We start from the raw sequence: 25064 nt of genomic DNA, 5'->3' as shown, positions 1-25064 counted from the left end.
CTGCTTAGCCTCCCAGCGAGCGGCTGCCGGTGCTGCCGACACTGCTGCGCTGCATGGTATTTTGCTTCGCCACCGTTTCACCAAAGCCGCCACGGGTGATGGTGGAGGTGGTGGCCGGTTTCGGTGCCATTGCGGTTTTTGGCACATTCATGGTACGCCCGGATGTGGCCGAACCATAGTTCTTACCGGAGGCATCAACAAACTGGCCGTTAGCCGGGCTGTTCGGAGTTTTTGGCGAGAACAGCGGCTGCTGCGCAAAGCCCGCGCCACCGCCCATCATGCGGCCCATCATGTAGCCGGCCATCAGCGGCATCCAGAAGCTGCCGCTCTGCTGTGCCTCGGCATTGGTGCCCGCCTGCGCTGGCGCTTGCTGGCATTGGTTTTCACCAAATTCCGCCACGCAATCTTCCCGCGTTTTGTATTTTGGTGCAGTGCGTTCCGCTTCTTTCAGCGCGTTGTTATACGCGGTGGTACATTGCGCGCTCTGGCTCGGATTGGCTTTCGCGCAGTCATCCGCATTCTGATAAAGCGACACTGTTTCATCGCTTTGTTCGCAGCCCGCCAGCATAAACACCGCGGTCACCGCGAGTGCCACTGGCGTCAAATGGCGTGCCTGCCAGCTTTTACGAAATGCGGCATGACGAATGTTTTTAGTCCGTTTCATTTAGTTTCATCCTGTGCCCAAAAGTAACGCATAGGATAGGGGATGAGTGGTGGAAATTGAAGCGACAAGCCGGATGGCGAGGGGATCTTTACTTAGCTATACACTAAACAGCTTTGCATAAGAAAGGGGCCGCAAGCGGCCCCAAATCGACTTCTTAGTTACTGAAAGGATTACCGCTGCTGTGGGCGGCTGCCGGACGCGCTTTGGCGGCGGCTGACGCTGAAGTCACTTTCGGACCGTTATCCACACGGCTGGCTTGCTGGGTGTTTTCCGGTGCGACTGTTTCTGGCGACGTGGCGGTCTCTTTACCTAACTGACCGTTCAGCAGTTGCAGATCCTGTTCATTCAACGTACCCAGCGCATATTTGATATTGAGCTGGTTGATCATGTAGCTGTAACGCGCGTTGGCCAGCTGCTGCTTGGCGTTGTACAGGGTCGTGGTCGCATCCAGCACATCAACAATGGTACGCGTTCCCACCTGATAACCGGCTTCTGACGCATCGAGTGAACTCTGCGCTGACACAACAGCCTGTTTGTAGGCATCGATACTACTAATGGACGCGTTCACGTTGTTGAACGAGGAGCGCACGGTCTGAATCGCGCTGCGATGCGCGCTTTCCAGCTGCTCGCTGGCGCTGACAAAGCTGTATTGCGCCTGTTTCACCTGCGAAGTTACCGCACCACCGCTGTACAGCGGCAGGGAGAAGCTCAGGCCCACCTGGTTAGAACCGGTGATGGAATCTGTGGTGCTGGAGCTTTGGTTAGCGCGGCTGCCGCCGTATTTGCTGTTCGACAGACCCGTCGAAGCGGTCAGATCCAGCGTTGGCATATGGCCGGTTTCCGCTGAACGAATCTGCTCACGCGCCAGATCCTGGTTCAGACGCGCAGACAGCAGGCTCAGGTTGCGGCTTTCCGCTTCTTTCAGCAGCGTAGTCACGGCATCCGGGCGAGTGGTTTTGAAACGATCGATATTCAGCGACGCCAGCGACAGATAATCCATCCCGGTGATCTGACGCAGCGTTTCAACCATGTTGTCGAGGTTGTTGCGCGCGGTCACTTCGCTCGCCAGTACGCTGTCGTACTGGGCGCGGGCGTTCTGCACATCGGTAATGGCAACCAGGCCAACGTTAAAGCGCTGGGTGGTCTGATCCAGTTCGCGGTAGATCGACTGTTTCTGTGCTTCGGTGTATGACAGCGTATCAATGGCATTCAATACATTGAAGTAGGCTGTTGCTGTATTCAGAATCAGATCCTGTTGGGCGACCTGATAGGTGACATCCTGAATACCGGCGGTTTTTTCCTGCAACGTCAGCGCACGCCATTTCGACATATCGAAAATCGTTTGGGTTAATTGCAGTGATCCGCTGGTCGTGTTGGAATGGAGACCGCTGTTGTCGCGGTAACCGTTGTTATAAGTATAATCTGCACCCAGACCTAACTGCGGCAATAACGGGCTGCGGGCTTCGTTAATTTTCTCAAAAGCAGCATCGCGATCGGCTGCAGCAGAACGCAGAGTGGGGTTACTCAGGCGCGCCTGTTGATAGACCTGCAGCAGGTTCTCTGCCTGGCTGGCAAGGCTGAAACCGCCCAGGCTCAATCCAATAAAAAGTGGGAGCAGTTTTTTCATTTGCATTCCTTTTGTTGCAGCAAATTGCACTGGTAGCGCTGCAGGTAAGCCAAAAAAATAATCGCCGATTCTAGCAGAGACGGCGCGACTGATAAGTTGGCTGAACGTGCCTTCTTCCCCTAATTTACGTAAATAATTCAGAAAGAACCACTCAGACGGAGCAGAAGGGTTGGCTTTTCTTCGCTCCATCCCAACCTGCATAAGGAGCCACAAGATGGCGGATGAAAAAAAATCCCCTGTGACTTTCACAAAAAACGATGTAGAAATTATTGCACGCGAAACACGTTATGACGGTTTTTTTTCTATTGTCAGCTATCGTTTCCGCCATCGTCGTTTTAATGGCGAAATGAGCCGTGAAGTGCAACGCGAAGTTTTTGAGCGCGGCCATGCTGCCGTACTGCTACCCTATGATCCCCTGCGTGATGAAGTGGTGCTGATCGAACAGATCCGCATTCCTGCGTTTGATTCCAGCCCAACGCCCTGGCTGCTGGAAATGGTGGCGGGGATCATTGAACCCGGTGAAACGCCAGAGCAGGTGGCGCGCCGTGAAGCGGTGGAAGAGGCGGGTCTCAAGGTTGGTCGCGTGCAACCGATAGTGAATTACTTAGCCAGCCCCGGCGGAACGTCAGAACGTTTGTCGGTGATGGTGGGCGAAGTGGATGCCAGCCAGGCAGAGGGAAATCACGGGCTGGAGGAAGAGAATGAGGATATTCTTGTCCATGTGGTGAGCCGCGAACAGGCTTATCGCTGGGTGGAAGAGGGGATTATTGATAACGCAGCATCTGTCATCGCCCTGCAATGGCTGGCGTTGCACCATGAGAAACTACGAGAAGAGTGGAAGCCAATATGAAACAGCGCTATACCCCTGACTTTCCCGAAATGATGCGTCTGTGCGAAACCAATTTCGCCCAGTTGCGCCGCCTGCTGCCGCGAAGCGACGAAGCAGGGGCTTCGGTGACTTATCAGGTGAATGGCGCCAGTTATCAGCTGACCATCGAGGAATCAACGCGTTACACTACGCTGGTGGAAGTCCGTCAGGTAGCGCCCGCGGTGAGTTACTGGAGCCTGCCGTCGATGTCGGTACGGCTCTACCATGATGCGATGGTCGCTGAAGTGTGTTCCACTCAGCAGATCTATCGTTTTAAAGCGCGCTATGATTATCCTAATAAAAAACTGCATCAGCGCGATGAAAAACATCAGATAAACCAGTTCCTTGCGGATTGGTTACGCTACTGCCTGGCGCACGGTGCTGTGGCACTGCCGGTCTGCTGATAGCGTATAATGCGCGCAACGGCGTGGAGATTAAGGAAACGCTTTGGATAGCCTGCTAACTCTTCCTGCGGCGAGTGGGGCCGATATCAGGATTTTACAAATCACGGATACCCATCTTTTTGCAGGAAAACATCAATCGCTGCTTGGGGTGAATACCTGGTCGAGCTTTGATGCGGTGCTGGACGCCATCTCAGCGCAGCAGCGCGACTACGACCTGATTATCGCCACGGGCGACCTTGCTCAGGACCATTCGGTCGAAGCTTATCAGCATTTCGTTGAAGGCATTGGGCGCTTGCCTAAACCCTGCGTCTGGCTGCCGGGTAATCACGATTTTCAGCCTGCGATGGTCAATACCCTGGCCGATGCCGGCATTGCGGCGGATAAACATGCGCTGCTGGGTGAGCACTGGCAATTGGTGCTGCTCGACAGCCAGGTATTTGGCGTTCCGCACGGGATGCTGAGCGAGTATCAGCTGGAATGGCTGGAAAAAACCCTGGCAAAGTTCCCGGAGCGTCACACGCTGGTGCTGCTGCACCATCATCCGCTGGCCTCAGGCTGCACCTGGCTGGATCAACACAGCCTGCGTAATCCGCACCAGCTGGAAGCGGTGCTGCAAAACTTCCCACGCGCGCGCAACCTGGTGTGTGGTCATATTCATCAGGAACTGGATCTCGACTGGCATGGCCGCCGCGTACTGGCGACGCCCTCCACCTGCGTGCAGTTCAAACCGCACTGCACCAGCTTCACCATTGATACCGTGGCACCGGGCTGGCGTTGGTTTACCCTGAAACCGGACGGCGAGCTGCAAACTGAAGTGAACCGTCTGCAAAGCGACGCGTTCCGACCTGATCTTGATTCCGAGGGTTATTAAACGATGGCGGCGCTGATTTATCTGCACGGATTTAACAGCTCGCCGCAATCGGCCAAAGCCACGCAGCTTCAGCAGTGGCTGCAACAACATCATCCCGCCGTTGAGGTGATTGTGCCGCAGCTGCCCGCCTTTCCTGCGGAAGCCGCCATGTTGCTCGAAGAACTGGTGTTGCAGCGTGCGGGGGAACCACTGGGTTTCGTCGGTTCGTCACTCGGGGGTTATTTTGCCACCTGGCTGTCGCAATGTTTTATGCTGCCCGCGGTGGTGGTAAATCCTGCCGTACGGCCCTTTGAACTGCTGGTGGATTATCTCGGAGAGAACCGGAATCCCTACACCGGTCAGCAATATGTGTTAGAGTCACGCCACATTTACGATCTGAAAGTAATGCAGATTGACCCTCTTGAAGCACCCGATCTAATCTGGCTGCTGCAACAGACTGGCGATGAAGTGCTCGACTACCGTCAGGCGCTGGATTATTACAGCGCATGCCGTCAAACGGTTGAAGAGGGCGGCAACCATGCTTACATCGGATTCGAACGCCATTTCACGCAGATTGTTGATTTTCTTGGGCTGAACCACCCCTGACGACTGCGAAGTGTGCCAATTTTCATATTGCTAATCAGACAGTTACGATGAGCCAATCAAGCTATAATGCCGATGCCATTGAGGTCCTGACCGGCCTTGAACCTGTACGTCGTCGTCCCGGCATGTACACCGACACCACGCGGCCTAACCATCTGGGCCAGGAAGTGATCGATAACAGCGTCGATGAAGCGCTGGCCGGTCACGCCAAACGGGTTGAGGTGATTCTGCACGCCGACCAGTCACTGGAAGTCATTGATGACGGCCGTGGTATGCCGGTAGATATCCACCCGGAAGAGGGTGTGCCGGCGGTTGAGCTGATCCTTTGCCGTCTCCATGCGGGCGGTAAATTCTCCAATAAAAACTACCAGTTCTCCGGCGGCCTGCATGGCGTGGGGATATCGGTGGTTAACGCCCTGTCGAAGCGCGTCGAAGTCACGGTACGTCGCAATGGCGAAGTCTATGACATCGCCTTTGAGAACGGCGAGAAGGTGCAGGATCTTAAGGTCACCGGTACGGTAGCGAAACGCAACACCGGCACCCGTGTGCATTTCTGGCCGGACGAAAGTTTCTTCGACAGCCCGCGTTTCTCGGTTTCCCGCCTGTCGCACCTGCTGAAAGCCAAAGCGGTACTCTGCCCGGGTGTGGAAATCGTCTTCAAAGATCAACTGAACAACACCGAGCAGCGCTGGTGCTACGAAGATGGTCTGACCGACTATCTGTGCGAAGCGATCAATGGCCTGCCGACGCTGCCGGAAAAACCCTTTGTTGGCAGCTTTGCCGGTGATGTGGAAGCGGTTGACTGGGCGCTGCTGTGGCTGCCGGAAGGCGGCGAGCTGCTGACGGAAAGTTACGTCAACCTGATCCCGACCATGCAGGGCGGCACGCACGTTAACGGCTTACGTCAGGGGCTGCTGGACGCGATGCGCGAATTCTGCGAATTCCGCAATATCCTGCCGCGTGGGGTAAAACTCTCGGCGGAAGATATCTGGGATCGCTGCGCCTATGTGCTGTCGGTGAAAATGCAGGATCCGCAATTTGCCGGCCAGACCAAAGAGCGCCTGTCATCACGTCAGTGCGCAGCCTTTGTGTCGGCGGTGGTGAAAGATGCCTTCAGCCTGTGGCTGAACCAGAACGTACAGGCCGCAGAGCAACTGGCGGAACTGGCGATCTCCAGCGCCCAGCGCCGTATGCGTGCGGCGAAAAAAGTGGTGCGTAAAAAGCTCACCAGCGGACCGGCGCTGCCGGGTAAACTGGCGGACTGCACCGCGCAGGATCTGAATAAAACCGAACTGTTCCTGGTGGAGGGTGACTCCGCAGGCGGATCGGCCAAACAGGCGCGCGATCGTGAATTTCAGGCGATCATGCCGCTAAAAGGTAAGATCCTGAATACCTGGGAAGTATCGTCCGATGAAGTGCTGGCCTCACAGGAAGTGCACGATATCTCGGTAGCGATCGGTATCGATCCCGACAGCGAAGATCTCAGCCAGCTACGCTATGGCAAGGTGTGTATCCTTGCGGATGCGGACTCCGATGGTCTGCACATCGCCACCCTGCTGTGCGCGCTGTTTGTGAAGCACTTCCGCTCGCTGGTGAAAAATGGCCACGTTTATGTGGCGATGCCACCGCTCTATCGTATCGATCTTGGCAAAGAAGTGTATTACGCGCTGGATGAAGACGAGAAAGAGGGCGTGCTGGAGCAGCTGAAGCGTAAGAAAGGCAAGCCGAACGTGCAGCGCTTTAAAGGGCTGGGTGAGATGAACCCGCTCCAGCTGCGCGAAACCACGCTCGATCCCAACACCCGTCGCCTGGTGCAGCTTACCGTCAGCGATGACGATGTGGAGCAAACGCTGCGCGTCATGGATATGTTGCTGGCGAAGAAACGCTCTGAAGACCGCCGCAACTGGTTGCAGGAAAAAGGCGATCTAGCCGACATCGAAGTTTAAGAAATCAGGGCGCTGCGGCGCCCTTTTTTATCGGGAAAGAAAGAGTGAAAATCACGCTGGAAGAGTTACGCGCCTGGGTGACGGTGGTGGATACCGGTTCGATCACCAGCGCTGCCGAGCAGCTGGATCAAACCAGTTCCGGCATCAGTCGGGCACTTAGCCGCCTTGAAAGCAAACTCGCCACCACGCTGCTGCACCGCACCACCCGCCGACTGGCGCTGACCGAAGAGGGACAGATTTTCCTCGAACACGCCCGGCAAATCCTTGCCTCGGTGGAGCTGGCCGAGGAGCAGATCGCCCAGCGCCGCGATATTCCTGCCGGACGCTTACGCGTCAACGCCGCCACCCCTTTTATGCTGCATGTCATCGTGCCGCTGGTGGACGAGTTTCGTCAGCGCTTCCCGCAAATCCAGCTGGAACTGAATACCGACGATATCCTGATTGACCTGCTGGAGCAGCAAACCGACATCGCCATCCGCGTTGGCGAACTGCGCGACTCCTCGCTGCGCGCCAGGGTGCTGGGCAGCAGCGCCATCCGCCTGCTGGCGAGTCCCGCTTATCTGGCGAAACAGGGAACGCCGACCAGCGTCGCCAGTTTGCAGGATCACCAGCTGCTGGGCTTTACCCAGCTGGAAGCGCATAACATCTGGCCGGTATGGCAGGAGGAAGGGGAGTTTATGCGCGTCAAACCAACGCTGTCCGCCTCAAGCGGCGAAACGCTGCGTCAGCTGGCGCTGGCGGGTCAGGGCATTGTGCGCCTGTCGGATTTCGTCAGCCGCGAGGATCGTGCCAGCGGGCGGCTGGTGCAGGTGCTGGAAGCGGAGACGCGTGAAATACGCCTGCCGATTCATGCCGTGTATTACCGCAATCAATCGCTGGCCTCGCGTATTAGCTGTTTTCTGGATTTTTTGCGGGAAAAGATCGAAGAGAAGGGCATGTTTTAAGGTCGCGATAAATCGCGACCTTACAAAAACTCAGCGCGCTGTCGCTTCCAGCACCAGAATTTTGACATCCACCACGTCATCTTTAATGGTGGCGCGGTGCGCATCCATATGCGGCATCTGCTGATGCTGCTCCAGATGACGCAGCGAATCCCACTGCTCCAGCATAAAGATCGAATCCGGTGAATTGTGTTTCCACGGCACCTGCGCCTGATGATCAACCAGCGCGTCGTATTGATGGCAACCCTCCTCCTCCAGCACCGTAGGGATCAGTTTATTAATCGCCTCCAGCACCGCGGCACGGCGTCCTGGTTTAATACAAATTTCAGCAACTACAGTCAGCATGGGATGTCCTCTTTCACCGTTGTGCTTTCAGTTAAGCAAAGATCTGGCTGAGATGAGTCCGATAACGTTCAATATCGCGCGGTACGTCCGGTTGTTTAATCACATCGTTACAAATAAAGGTCGGCAACCCTTCCATACCGAGGAACTGATTGGCTTTGTGGAAATGCAGATACAGCCCATCGACACCAACGCCTTCAAAGAACTGCTCAGGGTCGGTAAAGGCTTCCAGCGGCGCATTCCAGGTCAGCGACAGCATATATTTCTTGCCCTGAATCAGGCCGCCGGAACCGTATTTTTTGCCGGCGTCTGAACGGGTGCGGCCGTCGCTGGCATAGAGCGCGCCGTGACCTTCGGTGAATACTTCATCGATATACTTCTTCACCGTCCAGGGTTCACCCATCCACCAGCCGGGCATCTGATAAATCACCACGTCGCTGTCGAGATATTTTTGCACTTCATCGGCAACTACATAGTCGCTGTCGGCGACAGTGACGCTGACATCATGACCCAAATCGCGCAACTGGCTGACCGCGACTTCGGTTAGCGTATGGTTCAGCTCACCTTTGGAATGGGCGAAGGTTTTGCCACCGTCGATTATCAAAATTTTGCTCATGCTGCATGCGCTCCGTATAAAAAATTTATGCTCACTCTACGCGCGCGACGGAGTGAGAAAAATGCGTGATAGATCACAAGACTTTTGCTTTTAACGCAACAATGGCTCAGCGTGTGAAACAATCCGGGCGCAAACACCATACAGAGAAGAAAAATGAAAACAATATTATTCAGTGCGTTACTTCTGGTCAGCGGCGTCGCACAGGCGCAATCCCACCTCGATCAGGTACGTGAAAGCAAAACTCTCAACGTCTGCACCACCGGTGATTACAAACCCTATAGCTACCTGCGCAGCGACGGGCAGTATGAAGGGTTGGATATCAGCATGGCGCAAGCGCTGGCGGAGAGCCTGGGTGCCAAAGTGCAGTGGGTACCCACCACCTGGAAAACCCTGAGCGATGATTTTGTGGCGAAGCATTGTGATATCGCGCTGGGTGGCGTGTCGGTGACGCTGAAACGTCAGCAGATCGCCTGGTTCGCCGAGCCGCTGGGTGTGGATGGCAAAATCCCGCTGGTGCGCTGCGCCGACAAAGACAAATATCAAACCGTGGCGCAGATTAACCAGAAGCAGGTGCGGGTCATTGAACCGGCGGGCGGCACCAATGAAGCCTTTGTGCACAGCCATCTGCCCGATGCTTCACTGATCCTGTTCCACGATAACGTCACCATTTTCCAGCAACTGGTGGATAACAAAGCCGATGTGATGATTACGGATGCGTCCGAAGCCCTGTTCCAGCAGCAGCACTACCCGCAGCTGTGCGCGCTCAACCCGGATAAGCCGATGCAGTACGGGGAGAAGGCCTATATGATCCCGCGTGATGATATGAGCTGGAAGATGTATGTCGATCAGTGGCTGCATCTCAGCACCGCCACCGGCGACTATGCGCGTATCGCCGGGCAGTGGCTGGGCGTGATGAAATAACCACACTGCCAGGAGTCGTAGCGGCGCAATTTATCGCGCCGCTACGCTTAACGGCATTGTGCAATTAACGATACAAACTGGCTTTGCCCAGCCCGCCAAACAGGTTCATTTTGTAGCGAATCACCTCTTTAGCGGCAGCGATGGCATCCGGGTAGATGACATTCGGGTCCCACCAGGTTTCACGCGCCAGAATCTCACGCACTTTCTGGAAGTAGGCGAATTTCATGTCGCTGGAGATATTGATTTTGCCGACGCCGAGCGTCACTGCTTCAGCAATCTCTGCATCCGGGTTGGCGGAGCCGCCATGCAGCACCAGCGGAATGGTCAGGCGCTGCGAGATATCCCTGAGGATATGCATCTGTAGCTCTGGCTTCATATTCTTCGGGTAGATGCCGTGCGCGGTGCCAATGGCCACTGCCAGGGTATCGACGCCGGTACGCTGCACAAAGTCCTCAGCCTGCGCCGGTTCGGTGTAGATCACCTTGCTGACGCCGCCTTCCACCGTGGTGCCGGTATCACCGATGGTGCCCAGCTCGCCCTCCACCGACACGCCCACCGCATGGGCCAGTTTCACCACCTCCTGCGTCAGCGCCACGTTCTCTTCATAGGGCAGCAGGGAGCCATCAATCATCACCGAGGTGAAGCCGCACTGGATAGCGCGCAGCACCTGCGCAATGGACGCGCCGTGGTCGAGATGCAGGGTAAACGGGACTTTGCTTTTCAGCGTGCGTTCCCGCACATAACCAAAGAATTCATCGGTGACGAACTCCAGTTCGCTGGGGTGGATGGAGATGATCGCTGGCGTTTGGGTGGCCTCGGCTTCTTCCACCACCGCGCGAATAAAACAGCTATCCGCCACGTTAAATGCGCCAATCGCATAACGGTTTTCACGGGTGGGTGCCAATATCTCTTTCATTGAAATCAACATGTTAGATTTTCCTTACGGTGATGTTTAGTCAGGGCGACCGAAGGTCGTCCGGGTGATTGAGTCAACCAGGGAGTTACGTAATGTTTGGCCAGATGCGGCCATTGATACGGTGCGCATAAATGCGCACCCTACAGGTGTAGGGTCGGCATTTATGCCGACCGTGCCGAAGGCCGCACGGGACTAATGCCGACCGTGCCGAAGACCGCGCGGGACTAATGCCGCCCGTGCCGCAGGCCGCGCGGATCAAACCCGATTCGCCGATCCCGACCAGCTCAGATACTCGGCCACCACTTCGCGGCAGGCAGATTCCATCAGCCCGAGCAGATCCGCCAGCTCGGCATGTGGATGCTGTTTCAATGCCTGCTGCAAGGCGTTCTTACCGGCCTCAAACACTGCCGCGCCGACGTTAATCTTGGCGACGCCATACTGGCTGACGCGCCGCAGGTCTTCGGCGGGCGTGCCCGAGCCGCCATGCAACGCCAGCGGCAGCGGCGACACCGCGTGCAGCGCCTGCAAACGCTGAAAATCAATCTTCGGCTGCACGCCCGCCGGATAAAGCCCATGCGCGGTTCCCACCGACACCGCCAGCAAATCGATGCGGGTTTGTTCGACAAACGGCAGCACATCCGCCACCTGCGTCATCTTCACGGCGGCATCCGCCAGTGCGTAGGTGGGCGCGTCGGCGATATGTCCCAGCTCGCCCTCGACGCAAACCCCGGCGGTGTGCGCCATCTTCACCACCTGTGCGGTCTGGCGAATGTTCTCCGCCAGCGGCTCGGACGAGGCATCGATCATCAGGCCGGTAAAACCGGCGCGAAATGCCTGACCAATCAGCGGGAAGGCTTTGCCGTGATCCAGCGCCAGCGCAATCGGCACCGTGGCGTTTTCCGCCAGTGCGCGCACCAGCGGCACCGCAATCTCCGGAGAGAAATGCCCGCTGTGACCCTGATAAACATTCAGGATCAGCGGCGCGCGCTGTTGTTCGGCGGCCTGAATCGCGGCCCGCGCGGTTTCAAGGTTGAAGCAGTTAATTGCCAGCACCGCATACTGCTGTTGCGCAGCGGCCTGAATCAGGCGGGTCATCGAGGCAAACATAGTGGCTCCTTATTCCAGGGTGAATTTGATCTCTTCATCGCGGACGCCGGGGGCCTCCACGTCGTCGAACTCTTCATCCGCCTGGGTGACGGTTTTCTTCATCAGCGACAGCATCACGCCGCACACTGCGGTGCCGATGCCCAGCGCCAGACAGAACAGCCAGGGTTTGGTGAACAACGGCACCACGAACATGCCGCCATGCGGCACCGGTGCTTCCACGCCCCACACCATAATCAGCCCGCCAGCAATCGCCGACGCCACCACACAGCTGGCGACCACGCGCAGCAGGTCGCGCGCAGCAATCGGGATCACCCCTTCGGTAATCATGCAGATGCCCATCGGGAAGGCGGCTTTCAGCGCCTCTTTCTCTGCTTTGGTGTACTTATGGCGCGTCAGCAGGAACGACAGGGTGATGCCGAACGGGGGGATCATCGAGCCGACAAACTTCACCGCTTCCGGGCCGTAGATGCCATCAACCAACATGCCGTCAGCGAACAGCGACATGGTTTTATTGATGGGGCCGCCGAAGTCGAAGGTCGCCATCGCACCGAGAATCGCGCCCATAACAAATTTCGAACCGCCCTGCATCGACTCCAGCAGATGAATCAGCGTCTTTTGCAGCCAGACGATGGGCTGGCCGATAAAGGTCATCATCAGCAGCCCGGCGATGATGGTGCTGAGCAGCGGTAGCACCATGATCGGCATCAGCCCCTGCATCGACTGCGGTAGCTTGATGGCGCGACGCAGCAGCAGCACGGTATAACCGACGAGGAAACCGCCGAGAATGCCGCCGATAAAGCCGGTGCCGATCTGGCCGCAAATAAAGCCGACGATCAAACCGGGCGCGAAGCCAGGACGATCGGCAATCGAGTAAGCGATCGCCGCGCTGATCAGCGGCACGATCAACCCCATGCCCCAGCCGCCGATCTGATTCAGCATCCAGGCGATGGTGCCGGTGTGTTTACCGACGTCCGGGCCGCCCAGCACCTGGCCGAGTGCGATACAGATGCCGGCCGCGACGATCAGCGGGATCATCCAGGAAATGCCGGTGAGCAGATGGCCTTTGATCTCCTCGCCGTACTGACGTTTATGATCACTCATGATGGATCTCCTCAGGCACGCGCCAGTGAATCCGCCACTTTTTCGAGGAATTTCACCGGTGACTTGATCACCACTTCGGTTTTCACCCGCACGATGCGTTTATCGTGGAAGCGCTCCTCACCGTTGATCTTCACGTCAACAGCGAGGATCACCACATCGGCTGCCTCGATATCCTCACGCGTCAGCGCGGTTTCGGTGCCGATGGTGCCCTGGGTTTCCACATGGATGGTGTGGCCCAGCGCATGGGCGCCCTTAATCAGTTTTTCGCGCGCAATATAGGTATGCGCGATGCCTGCCGTGCAGGCCGCTACACAGACGATGTTCATGTGTCACCTCGGAAGAGTAGGGTTAACAGAGGTCGGTTTCGGCGTACTGACTAAACAGCCGGATGATATTGCCGGGGTCGTTCTCCGCCAGCAGTTGGGCTATCACCTCATCATCGGCCAGCGCGCTGGCCACCTGCGACAACAGGCGAATATGGGTGGTGTTCTGATCCTCCAGCCGTACCGCGAACAGGATGATGCAGCGCACCTGGCTGCCATCAAGCGTCTCCCAGGGAATATCCTGTTGGGTTCGGCCAATGGCTAAAGTGGTTTGCCGCACGGCCGACGATTTACCGTGCGGAATGGCGATATGGTTTTCAAAGCCGGTGGAGCCTTCCGCTTCACGCAGCCAGACATCTTCAATAAAGGCTTCGCGATCGCTGATGGCGCCGTCCTGATACAGCAGATCGGTGAGTTGCTGGATCACTTCTTCTTTGCTGGTGGCGGTCAGCGCCAGATTGACGCGACGCGGCGTCAGAATGCGGGAAATATCCATCAGTCAGACCTCATTCAATTAATGTTCAGCCAGGGCGCAGTTCGCCCGGTGCGGCAGCTGGCTGCCAATCATGGCGTCGGTAACCCGCCGGATATCGTCATCGTTAAAAAATGCACTGACATACACGCTGGGAATGGCACCGGCATCGAGGTGAATGGTGGTAATCACCAAATCCACCACTTCGCGCTGGCAAAACGCCGCGTGATTGCTGGCCGATACCACACCGGCGATTTCCCAGTCCGGGAAAGCGCGCAGAATCCGGCTTTTCAACAGGTGCGAGGTGCCGACGCCACTGGAGCACACCACCAGAATGCGTTTGTGGGCAATTTGTCGCTCCAGCGCGGCCTGAAAATGGACGCAGAGATAGCCAATTTCGTCATCCGCCACTGGCGAAAGATCGTAAGCACGCGCGGTGAACTGCATCGCCTGTTGCGTGAGGGAAAATATTTCTTTCATTTCCTGCTGAATATCCTCCAGCAGCGGATTACGAATATGGATGTGATATTTAAGACGATTTAATAACGGCTTAATATGCACCAGCAAGCCATCAAATAATAAACGGTCCTGAGATAAGTCCTGTTGAATAATTAGCGAAAATTGATCGATTAATTCACAGGTTATTTTTACTGATTCAGCAGTGGAAAATTGATTATGTAGCGGCGCATGATCGCCGCGTTCTTCCACCACAATCCCGGACGAGACGATATATTGATAAATAAAGCCCACTTCATCCGCCGGTAATGCACAGCCCATGCGCGTTTCAATCTGGCTGACCATTTGCTGGGCGATAGTCAGAATGCGTTTATCCAGGTCCTGCGCCGTCAGCGTGGTCTGCAATGCCAGCACGTTGCCCTGCGCCATGCGGTGCATCATGATTAAAATATGGGTGCACAGATTGAGATACCAGGCATCCCCCAGCGGATAGCTCAGCTGCTGCTCCATCTGCTGCAACAGCGCCTGCACAAAGGCCACATCCTCGTCGCCGAAATAGTGCACCAGCGCCTGCTGGCTGCCGGGGTCCAGCCGCGGCAACAGCGGCGTGCCCGCCACATTCTGCTGCATCACATCATTAATCAGCGACACCATCGCCTGACGCAGCGCCTGTTCATTGCCTTCAATGTGGGTGCCGCCCGGCCCGCGCGCCAGCGTTAATCCCAGCGGTTGCAGCCACTCTTCAATCACCTTCAGGTCATTCACGATCGAGGCATGGCTGATAAAGTAACGTTCCGACAATTTGCTGATCGAGGTTTCACGCGGCGCGTCGCTCAGCAGCTGGGAGGCAATTTTTACCCGGCGGCTGTTGTGGCTCAGTGCATCGCTGTTGTCATCGCCGTTCAGCTGCTGCTCCAGTTGCAGGCGCTGCTGCATATCATCAACACGCAGGCGCACGCCGCGTCCTGGGGTTTTCTCCAGCGCCATCGCCCAGTTGCTCAGCCAGGTTTCCAGCCATTGCAGATCGCGGTAGATGGTTTTTTCCGACACGCCGAGTTGCTGCGCCAGCTGCTTTAGCGGCTGCGGTGCCGCCTGTTGCAGCAGCAATTTCACTAATCGGTGTTGTCGTGAAGTTAGTATTTGCATTCGGTCACCCTTTATTTTGGCAAAACAGTGTCCAGCCACGTTGTTTTTTATTTTTTAAATGCCAGAAATCAGGAGCGCAAAAAATAGCTGTCTTATGGGGTATGAATTTAGGAAAGGAAACAGAAAGCAACAATACTAAATGTTGTCCTTTGTGCTGGACAGGATTAATACGAAAGGGTTTATCTGAAAATTAATTGAGATCATGCTCACAAAATATCGGGAATATTCATTGTGATCCTGATCTCATTCTATTTTATTTTTTCAGCGCTCTTCGCGTTAATTTGCGCGTGAATATTCCTGAAGTCGGTGATGGCTTCCCCTGTGACTAAGCCACGCGAATAAGGTACTATCCTCGCCAAACGACCGCCGGATGTCCCGCCGCCGTGGGCACGAAGTGAGGATGCAAGCTTAATGAGCGAATTGACGCAGGATGGTGCAGAGCGTCTTGCCCTGCACAAATTTACTGAAAACGCGTACCTGAACTATTCGATGTACGTGATCATGGACCGCGCGCTGCCGTATATCGGCGATGGCCTCAAGCCGGTGCAGCGCCGTATCGTGTATGCGATGTCCGAGCTGGGTCTTAACGCCAGCGCCAAATTTAAGAAATCAGCGCGTACCGTAGGTGACGTGCTGGGTAAATACCATCCGCACGGCGACAGCGCCTGCTATGAAGCGATGGTATTGATGGCGCAGCCGTTCTCCTACCGTTATCCGCTGGTGGACGGGCAGGGCAACTGGGGTGCGCCGGATGATCCGAAATCCTTTGCGGCGATGCGTTATACCGAATCGCGCCTGTCGAAATATGCCGAAATTCTGCTGGGCGAGCTGGGGCAGGGGACGGTGGATTACACCCCGAACTTTGACGGCACCATGCAGGAACCGAAAATGTTACCGGCGCGTCTGCCGAACATCCTGCTGAACGGCACCACCGGTATCGCCGTGGGGATGGCCACCGATATTCCGCCGCACAACCTGCGTGAAGTGGCGCAGGCGGCCATCACCCTGATTGAGAAACCGAACACCACGCTGGATGAGCTGCTGGATATCGTGCACGGGCCGGATTTCCCGACCGAAGCCGAAATCATCACCCCGCGCGATGAAATCCGTAAGATTTACCAGAACGGTCGTGGTTCCATCCGCCAGCGTGCGGTATGGAAAAAAGAAGATGGCGAAGTGGTGATCACCGCTCTGCCGCATCAGGTATCGGGTGCGCGCGTGCTGGAGCAGATTGCGGCGCAGATGCGCAATAAAAAGCTGCCGATGGTGGAGGATCTGCGTGACGAGTCCGATCACGAAAACCCGACCCGTCTGGTGATCGTGCCGCGCTCCAACCGTGTCGATCTGGATCAGGTGATGAACCACCTGTTTGCCACCACCGACCTGGAAAAAAGCTATCGCGTTAACCTCAACATGATCGGGCTGGATAACCGTCCGGCGGTGAAAAACCTGCTGGAAATCCTCTCGGAATGGCTGGTGTTCCGTCGCGATACCGTTACGCGTCGTTTGAACTATCGTTTAGAGCGCGTGCTGCGTCGCCTGCATATCCTGGAAGGTTTGCTGGTCGCGTTCCTCAATATCGATGAAGTGATCCACATCATCCGTACCGAGGACGAACCGAAGCCGGTGCTGATGTCGCGTTTTGAGATTAGCGAAACCCAGGCCGAAGCGATTCTGGAACTGAAACTGCGTCACCTCGCCAAACTGGAAGAGATGAAAATCCGCGGTGAGCAGAGCGATCTGGAAAAAGAACGCGATCAGATTCAGGCGATCCTTGCCTCAGAACGCAAGATGAACAATCTGCTGAAGAAAGAACTGCAGGCTGATAGCCAGACCTACGGCGACGATCGCCGTTCGCCGCTGCGCGAGCGCGAAGAAGCCAAAGCGCTGAGCGAAAACGAGCTGATCAGCGCTGAGCCGGTCACCATCGTGCTGTCGCAGATGGGCTGGGTGCGCAGCGCCAAAGGTCACGATATCGATCCATCGGGTCTCAGCTACAAAGCGGGCGACAACTATCTGGCCGCCGCACGCGGTAAGAGCAATCAGCCGGTGGCGTTTATCGATTCCACCGGTCGCAGCTATACCCTCGATCCCACCTCGCTGCCGTCGGCGCGCGGCCAGGGCGAGCCGCTGACTGGCAAACTGACGCCACCGCCGGGTGCGGTGATGGAGCAGGTGCTGATGGAGCCGGACGAGCAGCGACTGCTGATGGCGTCTGATGCCGGTTATGGCTTTATCTGTACCTTTGCCGATTTGGTGTCGCGCAACCGTTCCGGTAAGGCGCTGTTGACGCTGCCGGAGAACGCCAGAGTGATGACGCCGATGGCGGTGAATCACGAAGATGACATGCTGCTGGCGATTACCCAGGCCGGACGTATGCTGATGTTCCCGGTGGGCGAGCTGCCGCAAATGTCGAAAGGCAAGGGCAATAAGATCATCTCGATTCCGTCAGCGGAAGCGGCGGCGGGCAGCGACAAGCTGGTATGGCTGCTGATTCTGCCGCCGGGCAGCGCCATTACGCTGCATGTCGGCAAGCGTAAGCTGGTGCTGCGCAGCGAAGAGTTGCAGAAGTTCCGCGCCGATCGTGGTCGTCGTGGCACCCTGCTGCCGCGTGGCCTGCAACGTATTGACCGTGTTGAGCTGGATGCCCCAACGCGTAAAAGCGGTGAGAGTGAAGAGTAACCCTGCAAATAACAAAGCAGGCAAGGGTATGCCACTATTGAGGAAGCTATGTTACTAATTTTACGGGCTATTTTTGTTGTTATTTATTCGATTCTGGTCTGTGTGTTTGGCAGTATCTGGTGCCTGTTTTCACCGCGTAATCCGCGCCATGTGGCCACCTTTGGCCATATGTTTGGCCGTTTATCGACGGTGTTTGGCGTGAAGGTGGAGCTACGTAAACCGGCGGATGCGGAGCAGTACGGCAACGCGATTTACATCGCTAACCACCAGAACAACTACGATATGATCACCGCGGCCAATATTGTGCAGCCGACCACGGTCACCGTCGGCAAAAAAAGCCTGCTGTGGATCCCGTTTTTTGGTCAGCTTTACTGGCTGGCGGGTAACCTGCTGATTGATCGTGATAACCGCGCCAAAGCGCACGGCACCATTGGTGAGCTGGTCGATCAGTTTAAAAAGAAGCGCATCTCGTTCTGGATGTTCCCGGAAGGGACGCGCAGTCGCGGACGTGGCCTGCTGCCATTTAAAACCGGTGCGTTTCATGCCGCCGTGGCAGCAGGAGTGCCGATCATCCCGGTGGTGGTCTCCAACACCCATGACAAAATCAAACTTAACCGTCTGAAGAACGGCCTGGTGATTGTCGAGATGTTGCCGCCAGTGGATACCGCCCAGTTTGCCAACAGCTCCGTGCGTAAGCTGGCGACCCACTGTCGCGAATTAATGTCGGCTAAGCTGGAAGAATTGAACGCCGAAGTCGCCGAGCGCGAAAAAAACGGTAAAATCTGACCGGTCTCACGGGGCAGGCAATCTGCCCCGAAAGCAGTCGCCCGGCTCCGGGCGCAGCACAGCAATAGTCATTAGAAAAAAATGGACGGCGCCCTCACGCCACGCTCAAAAGGTCTGAAGTTTTATGTCTTGCAGCAGACGTCAGTTTATTCAGCTTTCTGCCGGTGTCGCATTAGCCACCAGCGCAATGCCTTATGCCGCGCGTGCCGCCTCCGCGCCCATCGGCGACACGCCGCTTCCTGTACCGCCGCTGATTGAATCACGCCGTGGCCAGCCGTTATTTCTTACGCTGCAACGCAGCCACTGGTCATTCAACGGTAACAGCAACAAAGTCCCGGTGTGGGGCATCAACGGCATGTATCTTGGCCCGACGGTGCGTGTCTACAGCGGCGACGATGTGAAGCTGATTTACAGCAACCGCCTTAACGAACCGGTGGCGATGACCGTCAGCGGCTTGCAGGTGCCGGGCGCCCTGATGGGTGGCGCGCCGCGTATGATGTCCGCAGGCGTGGACTGGGCGCCGGTGCTGCCGATTCGGCAGGGGGCGGCGACCCTGTGGTATCACGCCAATACCCCCAACCGTATGGCTCCGCACGTTTATAACGGCCTGGCGGGCATGTGGCTGATTGAAGACGACATCAGCAAGGCGCTGCCGCTGCCGAAACATTACGGTGTGGATGATTTCCCGCTGGTGATTCAGGACAAGCGTCTCGATAACTTTGCCACGCCGGTGTATGACCCACCGCAGGATGGCGGCTTCCTCGGCGATACCCTGCTGGTGAATGGCGTGCAAAACCCGTATGTGGAAGTGTCGCGTGGCTGGGTGCGCCTGCGGTTGCTTAATGCGTCCAACTCACGACGTTTCGATCTGACCTTCTCTGATAATCGTCCTTTCACGGTTATCGCCAGCGATCAGGGCTTTTTACCCGCGCCGGTCGCGGTGCAGCGGCTGTCGCTGGCGCCGGGGGAACGTCGCGAAGTGCTGGTGGATATGTCGCAGGGCGATGAGGTGTCGATCACCGCCGGTACGGCCGCAAGCATTATGGATCGTCTGCGCGGCCTGTTTGAGCCGTCGGCGATCCTTGCCAATACGCTGGTGCTGTCGTTGCGTCCGACGGGCCTGCTGCCGCTGGTTACCGACAATCTGCCGATGCGTCTGCTGGCCGATCAGATCCTCGATGGCGTGGCGGTGCGTACCCGTGAATTCCGCATCGGCGATAGTATGCCGGGCATTAACGGCGCGATGTGGAATATGGGACGCATCGACACCACGGTTCAGCAGGGCACCTTTGAACGCTGGATCCTCCATGCGGATCGCCCGCAGGCATTGCATATTCAGGGCGTGATGTTCCTGGTGAAAAGCGTCAATGGCGCACAGCCGATGGGCGAAGATCGTGGCTGGAAAGATACCGTGTGGGTGGATGGCGATGTGGAGTTGCTGGTGAGTTTCCCGCAGAGTTCGTCAGATCACTTCCCGTTTGTCTATTACAGCCAGACGCTGGAAATGGCGGATCGCGGCACGGCGGGGCAGCTACTGGTTAATCCGACGATGTGATGCTTCCCTCTCCTGCAAGCGGGAGAGGGATCCTTCATAAATTCCGTAGCACGCCGCTATACAATACCGGCCCGGAAGGCCCGGCCAGCTTCGATCCCCCTTTCGGCTCAAGGCTCACCGCCAGGGTGAGGCCCTCCAGCGCGACAGTCGCTGGGATCGGTACCGGGTTATCCACATCCTGCCGCAGCAGCCCCAGCGACAGCGGTGCGCTGGCACCGTTAATCGCCCATAACTGCAAACTATGATCATCAGGCACGCTGACATTAAGTGCGGCGACGGAAATCGTCTTCCGGTCGCGGTCTGCAAATACCACAAACTGGCTTTTCCCATCCGCCGCATTTAGCACGGCCACCGGCGGATTTATCTGCGTTGTCACAGGGCGTTGCAGATAATTAAATACCAGTATGCAGCCCAGCATGGCGGCAATCAGCCAGCCCGTCAGGTGGGTGAACGCTATTGGTAGCGTGCGCTTTTTCACTGGCAATCGCGCGATAATTCGCTGCCATACTCGCTCAGGCGGAACGTCACCCGGCGTGGCAAGATCCACAAAACCCAACGCCCGCTGCCAGTATGCAACCTCGCGTTTTAATGCCGGATCATGCTGCATACGCGCTTCCAGTGCTTCCCTCTGCACCTTATCCAGGGTGCCCAGCACATATTCTGCCGCCGCCAGATCGTCGTGTTTAGCGTTCATAAGCCGACACACTCTTTGAGATGGGCTAAGGCACGTCGAATCCAGCTTTTAATCGTGCCGGTTGGGGTGTCTAAGGCCAGGGCGATTTCCTGCTGAGAAAGGCCGCGATAATAGGCCAGCGCGATGCTTTGCCGCTGCTCGACGGGCAGATGTTGCAGGCAATGCTGCAAGCGACGCGCCTCTTTCTCACCGGTTTCGTTGTCTTCGAACGGTGCCTGAAAGGCCTGTTCAGCTTCGCTGATGTCGTCAGTTGAGCAGTTTTGATGTTCGCGCTTGCGCAGATAGTCGATAGCACGATGGCGGGCGATCTGGCTGATCCAGGTTTTTACCGCACTGACTGACGGGTCATAGCTGGCGGCTGATTGCCATACCTGAATAAATGCATCCTGCAACACCTCTTCTGCCCAATCGCGTCGCCGTACCAGACGCAAAATAATGGCGAATAGCCAGGGCGACATTTGCTGATACAGCATCGACAATGCATGAACATCACCCTGCGCAATCAGCTGAAGTAGCAGGTCTTGTGCATCATTTTCTTTTGTTGGCATGAGGTTACCTGACTGGGGACAGCCACATCATGTAGCTGCCCCCAGTATAGATAACGAATCAGGGCATCAGTACGGTATCAATGACATTTATTACGCCATTGCTTTGATTCACGTCGTAGGTACTGATATTGGCAATATCCCCTTGCATATCTTTGATCTGGATATTGTGCGGGCCATTATTCATCAGCCACAGGGTTTCACCATTGACGGTTTTCAGTTCAGCTTTGCCGTGTCCAGCCTGGATTTTTTTCTCCAGAGCCATCATGTCATATTTACCGGCCACGACGTGGTAGGTCAGCACGCTGGTCAGTTTGGCTTTGTTTTCGGGTTTTAGCAGGTTATCCACCGTGCCTTCAGGCAGTTTAGCGAAGGCGGCATTGGTGGGCGCAAAGACAGTAAAGGGGCCTTTGCTTTGGAGAGTATCCACTAACCCCGCAGCTTTAACGGCGGCGACCAGGGTGGTGTGATCTTTCGAATTCATGGCATTTTGTACGATGTTTTTCGATGGATACATGGCTGCGCCACCCACCATCACACTGTTATCCATCATGGCAGCCTGAGAAGCTGCGGAGAAAACCAGAGCGGAAAAAATCAGACAGGGCAGGGATGTTTTCATTTTCACTTTCCTCGTAATCGGAAGGGGTGTCAGGCTTAATTGCGCCCACATAGCGATATACGTTTCAGTCCGTCAAACGGATGCAGAAAAATGAAAATTATTTTTGTCAGAGGATTTTGCCCGCACCCTCATCCTCTGCCGCTGGCGGGAGAGGGCCGGGGGGCGGGCAACCACGCGTACTTCACCTAACCGTTAAAATTCTCCGGGTCCGGCCCCAGGCGATGGCCGCTATCGAGCTTCGCGATCTCACTGATCTCCGTTTTTTCCAGCCGGAAATCGAATACCGCAAAATTCTCTTCAATACGCGCCGGGGTCACTGACTTCGGAATCACCACCAGTCCGCTATCCAGATGCCAGCGAATGACGATCTGCGCGGCTGTTTTGCCGTATTTCTTCGCCAGTTCGCGGATGATCTCCTGATCAAACACCCCTTTACCGCCTTGCGCCAGCGGACTCCAGGACTCGGTCTGGATCTGATGCATCGCGTTCCATGCATGAAGCGTGCGTTGCTGCAACATCGGATGCAGCTCGATCTGATTCACCACCGGCGATACGCCGGTTTCGTCCATCAGGCGTTTCAGGTGCGCTTCATTGAAATTACATACGCCGATGCTTTTGGTTAAGCCCTGTTTTTGCAGCTCAATCATCTGCTGCCAGGCGCTGACATAAAGATCTTTAGAGGGGCAGGGCCAGTGCATCAGATACAGATCCACCTGGTCCAGCTTGAGTTTTTCCAGGCTGGTTTCCAGCGCTTGCTGCGCGTTCTTCTGATCGTCATTCCATAGCTTGGTGGTGACAAAAATCTCTTTGCGCGCCACATCCGTTTCCTGCAACGCCTGACCAATCGCTTCCTCATTTTTGTAGGCGGCGGCGGTATCAATGGAGCGATAACCGACCTCCAGCGCTTTTAATACCGCTTTGCGTGCGTCTTCGATACTCGCCTGCCAGACACCCAGTCCGAGCTGCGGCATCATATTGCCATCGTGCAGTTTAATCAGTGGTTGGTCTGCCATAGTTGCTCCTTATCTGTCGCAGTGACTCACCGGAAACACTGAGGTTAAGTCTAGACAACAAACCTTATCCCCGGGATCATTGTGGCAACTCTGCGGCGCTTTTGTGCTGTCTGTTTCTGCCAAAATCTTGCCTGATTCTCCAGCGATCTGGAGCTTTCGCCCCCGGTGCGGCACACTGACTTTTTTGCTGCGTGAGAATATGCCATGCCCCATGACACCCTTTGCCACCAGCTGGCCCAGCAGGTCATTGCGCTGATGAAGCCAGGCGGTCAGCCTTTCTGCCAGCTGGAGAACGTGAAGCTGATCTATGCCGATGAGCCGCTGCCACGCACACCGATGATGTATCAGCCCGGCATTGTCATTCTGTTTCAGGGGCGCAAAACCGGTTATCTCGGCAGCACGGTATTTCATTACGATGCCACCAAATACCTGATGCTCACCGTGCCGCTGCCGGTGGAGTGTGAAACCGAGGCCACGCCAGAGGCGCCGCTGGCGGGGATGTGCCTGAGCGTCGACAATGCCAGCTTGCAGGATCTGCTGATGGAGATTGGCGATGACGAAGAGTTTCAGCCGCAGCCGCAGACCTCGGGCATTCATTCCGCCTTTCTCAGCGAAGAGATGCTGTGTGCCGCTGAGCGCCTGCTGGATGTGATGCGCAAGCCGCGCGATGCGCGCGTGCTGGGGCCGCAAATCGTGCGGGAAATTATCTACTACGTGCTGACCGGGCCGTGCGGCGGCGCGCTGCTGTCGCTGATTAGCCGCCAGACCCAGTTCAGTCAGATTGCCAGAGCGCTGCGTCGTATCGAAAGTCATTTCTGTGAAAACCTCAGCGTGGAGACGCTGGCGGCGGAGGTGAACATGAGCGTGTCGGCCTTCCATCACAACTTCAAAGCAGTGACGCAAACCTCGCCGTTGCAATATCTGAAACGCTATCGGCTGCATCAGGCGCGTCTGTTGATGTTGCAGGATGGCATGAAAGCCAGTGCGGCAGCGGTGCGTGTCGGCTATGAAAGCCCGTCGCAGTTCTCGCGGGAATTTAAACGCTATTTCGGCGTGACGCCGGGAGAGGAGGCGAGCCGCGTGCGCCAGACGGTGTTCGAATCACCCGCTGACGCCGCGCAGCTGCTATGACGCCTTCAGGCGTCGTTTTTTCCAGATAACCAGAATGCTGCCGGCCAGGCCGACAAACAACAGCACCACCGGCAGCAGCATCAGAATCGCCATCACCTGATCTTCATGGCGCTTGATAAACGGCACCTGGCTGATGCCATAGCCGAATGCCACTACGATGCAGACCCACAGCCAGCCGCTTAACCAGTTGAACAGCTGAAAGCGGCCATTCTGCAAACCCGAAATGCCCGCCATGGTGGGCAGCAGGGTACGTACGAATGCCAGAAAACGCCCCACCAGCAAGGCCATCAGGCCATGACGATTAAACAGTTGCCAGGCGCGCTGATGATACTGAGCTGGCAGATGCATCAGCCAGCTTTTGACAATTCTGGTATTGCCCAGCCAGCGTCCTTGCAGATAACTCAGCCAGCAGCCGAGGCTGGCGGCGGTGGTCAGGATCACCATGGTCGGGATAAAATCCATCACGCCTTTGGCCACCATGGCGCCGGCCAGTAACAACAGGCTGTCACCGGGCAGAAATGAGGCTGGCAACAAACCATTTTCCAGAAACAGCGTCAGAAACATCACGCCGTAAACAATCCACACCACATCCGGATTAGCCAGCGCGGCAAAATCCTGGTGCCAGAGCGCGTGGACAATCTCATGTAAAACACCCATCTGCTATTCCATCAAGTCACAAGGATTTCATTTTAACGGTCTGCGTAGCAGCAGATGTTGATCTCTGCCACGCAGTTCC

General features: G+C 56.2%; 26 protein-coding genes. 11 read left to right on the top strand and 15 right to left on the bottom strand.

All coding sequences use genetic code 11. From position 1 onward, the window contains the following. Positions 1-4: 4 nt before the first annotated feature. Complete coding sequence (locus AC6I8V_RS17310) at positions 5-664, bottom strand: DUF1190 family protein (RefSeq protein WP_497843454.1); 660 nt, start codon at positions 662-664, stop codon at positions 5-7. A gap of 154 nt (positions 665-818) precedes the next feature. After that, positions 819-2291 (bottom strand): outer membrane channel protein TolC, encoded by a 1473-nt coding sequence (gene tolC, locus AC6I8V_RS17305; RefSeq protein WP_497843453.1) that lies wholly within the window; start codon positions 2289-2291, stop codon positions 819-821. A 214-nt stretch (positions 2292-2505) separates the two neighbouring features. Here tolC and nudF point away from each other — a divergent pair, with 214 nt between their 5' ends. The 6 genes from nudF to AC6I8V_RS17275 are packed head-to-tail and all read left to right on the top strand — an operon-like array spanning position 2506 to position 7906. Next, positions 2506-3141: an ADP-ribose diphosphatase gene (nudF, locus tag AC6I8V_RS17300; protein WP_497843452.1), complete on the top strand. Its 636-nt coding sequence runs from the start codon at positions 2506-2508 to the stop codon at positions 3139-3141. Further along, positions 3138-3563 (top strand): DUF1249 family protein, encoded by a 426-nt coding sequence (locus AC6I8V_RS17295; RefSeq protein WP_497843451.1) that lies wholly within the window; start codon positions 3138-3140, stop codon positions 3561-3563. Before nudF ends, AC6I8V_RS17295 begins: the two co-directional genes overlap by 4 nt. 43 nt (positions 3564-3606) lie before the next feature. Next, the gene (gene cpdA / locus AC6I8V_RS17290; protein WP_497843450.1) at positions 3607-4434 is read left to right on the top strand and encodes a 3',5'-cyclic-AMP phosphodiesterase; all 828 of its coding nucleotides are present in this window, start codon (positions 3607-3609) and stop codon (positions 4432-4434) included. 3 nt (positions 4435-4437) lie between these two features. Continuing rightward, on the top strand, positions 4438-5019 hold the full coding sequence (gene yqiA / locus AC6I8V_RS17285; RefSeq protein ID WP_497843449.1) for an esterase YqiA: 582 nt from the start codon (positions 4438-4440) through the stop codon (positions 5017-5019). Between the two features lie 47 nt (positions 5020-5066). Then, positions 5067-6962 carry a DNA topoisomerase IV subunit B gene (gene parE, locus AC6I8V_RS17280; RefSeq protein WP_497843448.1) on the top strand — a complete coding sequence of 632 codons (1896 nt, stop codon included), beginning with the start codon at positions 5067-5069 and terminating at the stop codon, positions 6960-6962. A 44-nt stretch (positions 6963-7006) separates the two neighbouring features. After that, positions 7007-7906, top strand: coding sequence for a LysR substrate-binding domain-containing protein (locus AC6I8V_RS17275; RefSeq protein WP_497843447.1), 900 nt, complete (start codon positions 7007-7009; stop codon positions 7904-7906). 30 nt (positions 7907-7936) lie between these two features. On the opposite strand, the gene AC6I8V_RS17270 is transcribed toward AC6I8V_RS17275, so the two are convergent. Then, the gene (locus AC6I8V_RS17270; RefSeq protein ID WP_497843446.1) at positions 7937-8248 is read right to left on the bottom strand and encodes a putative quinol monooxygenase; all 312 of its coding nucleotides are present in this window, start codon (positions 8246-8248) and stop codon (positions 7937-7939) included. Between the two features lie 31 nt (positions 8249-8279). Beyond that, the gene (locus tag AC6I8V_RS17265; protein WP_497843445.1) at positions 8280-8861 is read right to left on the bottom strand and encodes an NAD(P)H-dependent oxidoreductase; all 582 of its coding nucleotides are present in this window, start codon (positions 8859-8861) and stop codon (positions 8280-8282) included. 153 nt (positions 8862-9014) lie between these two features. On the opposite strand from AC6I8V_RS17265, the gene AC6I8V_RS17260 reads away from it, so the two are divergent. Continuing rightward, positions 9015-9782 carry a transporter substrate-binding domain-containing protein gene (locus AC6I8V_RS17260; protein WP_497843444.1) on the top strand — a complete coding sequence of 256 codons (768 nt, stop codon included), beginning with the start codon at positions 9015-9017 and terminating at the stop codon, positions 9780-9782. Positions 9783-9846: 64 nt separating this feature from the next. Here the strand turns inward: AC6I8V_RS17260 and AC6I8V_RS17255 are convergent, their stop codons facing one another. From AC6I8V_RS17255 to AC6I8V_RS17230, 6 genes are all read right to left on the bottom strand, one after another. After that, entirely contained in the window at positions 9847-10710 is an 864-nt protein-coding gene (locus AC6I8V_RS17255) for a ketose-bisphosphate aldolase (RefSeq protein ID WP_497843443.1), read from the bottom strand. Between the two features lie 243 nt (positions 10711-10953). Then, positions 10954-11805, bottom strand: coding sequence for a class II fructose-bisphosphate aldolase (locus AC6I8V_RS17250; RefSeq protein ID WP_497843442.1), 852 nt, complete (start codon positions 11803-11805; stop codon positions 10954-10956). Between the two features lie 9 nt (positions 11806-11814). Next, complete coding sequence (locus tag AC6I8V_RS17245) at positions 11815-12906, bottom strand: PTS fructose transporter subunit IIC (protein ID WP_497843441.1); 1092 nt, start codon at positions 12904-12906, stop codon at positions 11815-11817. Positions 12907-12917: 11 nt separating this feature from the next. Then, the gene (locus tag AC6I8V_RS17240; protein WP_497843440.1) at positions 12918-13232 is read right to left on the bottom strand and encodes a PTS fructose transporter subunit IIB; all 315 of its coding nucleotides are present in this window, start codon (positions 13230-13232) and stop codon (positions 12918-12920) included. A gap of 22 nt (positions 13233-13254) precedes the next feature. Then, positions 13255-13725, bottom strand: coding sequence for a PTS sugar transporter subunit IIA (locus tag AC6I8V_RS17235; RefSeq protein ID WP_497843439.1), 471 nt, complete (start codon positions 13723-13725; stop codon positions 13255-13257). An 18-nt stretch (positions 13726-13743) separates the two neighbouring features. Next, positions 13744-15303 (bottom strand): BglG family transcription antiterminator, encoded by a 1560-nt coding sequence (locus AC6I8V_RS17230; RefSeq protein WP_497843438.1) that lies wholly within the window; start codon positions 15301-15303, stop codon positions 13744-13746. 411 nt (positions 15304-15714) lie between these two features. Between AC6I8V_RS17230 and parC the strand changes: the two genes are divergently transcribed. From parC to ftsP, 3 genes are all read left to right on the top strand, one after another. Further along, positions 15715-17985: a DNA topoisomerase IV subunit A gene (gene parC, locus AC6I8V_RS17225; RefSeq protein ID WP_497843437.1), complete on the top strand. Its 2271-nt coding sequence runs from the start codon at positions 15715-15717 to the stop codon at positions 17983-17985. A 48-nt stretch (positions 17986-18033) separates the two neighbouring features. Next, positions 18034-18771 (top strand): 1-acylglycerol-3-phosphate O-acyltransferase, encoded by a 738-nt coding sequence (locus AC6I8V_RS17220; RefSeq protein ID WP_497843436.1) that lies wholly within the window; start codon positions 18034-18036, stop codon positions 18769-18771. Between the two features lie 124 nt (positions 18772-18895). Further along, a complete protein-coding gene (gene ftsP, locus AC6I8V_RS17215; protein ID WP_497843435.1) occupies positions 18896-20326 on the top strand; it encodes a cell division protein FtsP in 1431 nt (476 codons plus the stop codon). Positions 20327-20360: 34 nt separating this feature from the next. On the opposite strand, the gene AC6I8V_RS17210 is transcribed toward ftsP, so the two are convergent. From AC6I8V_RS17210 to dkgA, 4 genes are all read right to left on the bottom strand, one after another. After that, a complete protein-coding gene (locus AC6I8V_RS17210) occupies positions 20361-21020 on the bottom strand; it encodes an anti-sigma factor (RefSeq protein WP_497843434.1) in 660 nt (219 codons plus the stop codon). Beyond that, positions 21017-21568, bottom strand: a complete 552-nt coding sequence (locus AC6I8V_RS17205) for a sigma-70 family RNA polymerase sigma factor (RefSeq protein WP_497843433.1) — start codon at positions 21566-21568, stop codon at positions 21017-21019. The genes AC6I8V_RS17210 and AC6I8V_RS17205 overlap by 4 nt, the downstream gene beginning before the upstream one ends. Positions 21569-21626: 58 nt before the next feature. After that, the gene (locus AC6I8V_RS17200) at positions 21627-22184 is read right to left on the bottom strand and encodes a fasciclin domain-containing protein (protein ID WP_497843432.1); all 558 of its coding nucleotides are present in this window, start codon (positions 22182-22184) and stop codon (positions 21627-21629) included. Between the two features lie 185 nt (positions 22185-22369). Beyond that, positions 22370-23197, bottom strand: a complete 828-nt coding sequence (dkgA, locus tag AC6I8V_RS17195; RefSeq protein WP_497843431.1) for a 2,5-didehydrogluconate reductase DkgA — start codon at positions 23195-23197, stop codon at positions 22370-22372. Between the two features lie 204 nt (positions 23198-23401). Between dkgA and AC6I8V_RS17190 the strand changes: the two genes are divergently transcribed. Then, positions 23402-24328, top strand: a complete 927-nt coding sequence (locus AC6I8V_RS17190; RefSeq protein ID WP_497843430.1) for an AraC family transcriptional regulator — start codon at positions 23402-23404, stop codon at positions 24326-24328. On the opposite strand, the gene AC6I8V_RS17185 is transcribed toward AC6I8V_RS17190, so the two are convergent. After that, positions 24323-24985 (bottom strand): DedA family protein, encoded by a 663-nt coding sequence (locus tag AC6I8V_RS17185; protein WP_497843429.1) that lies wholly within the window; start codon positions 24983-24985, stop codon positions 24323-24325. The genes AC6I8V_RS17190 and AC6I8V_RS17185 overlap by 6 nt on opposite strands. Positions 24986-25064 lie beyond the last annotated feature (79 nt).

The sequence above is a fragment of the Pantoea sp. X-Soil-TKNS-1207 genome (genome assembly GCF_059730485.1).
Note: the sequence above shows the minus strand (reverse complement) of the source record. Positions and strands in the feature narration are given on the sequence as shown.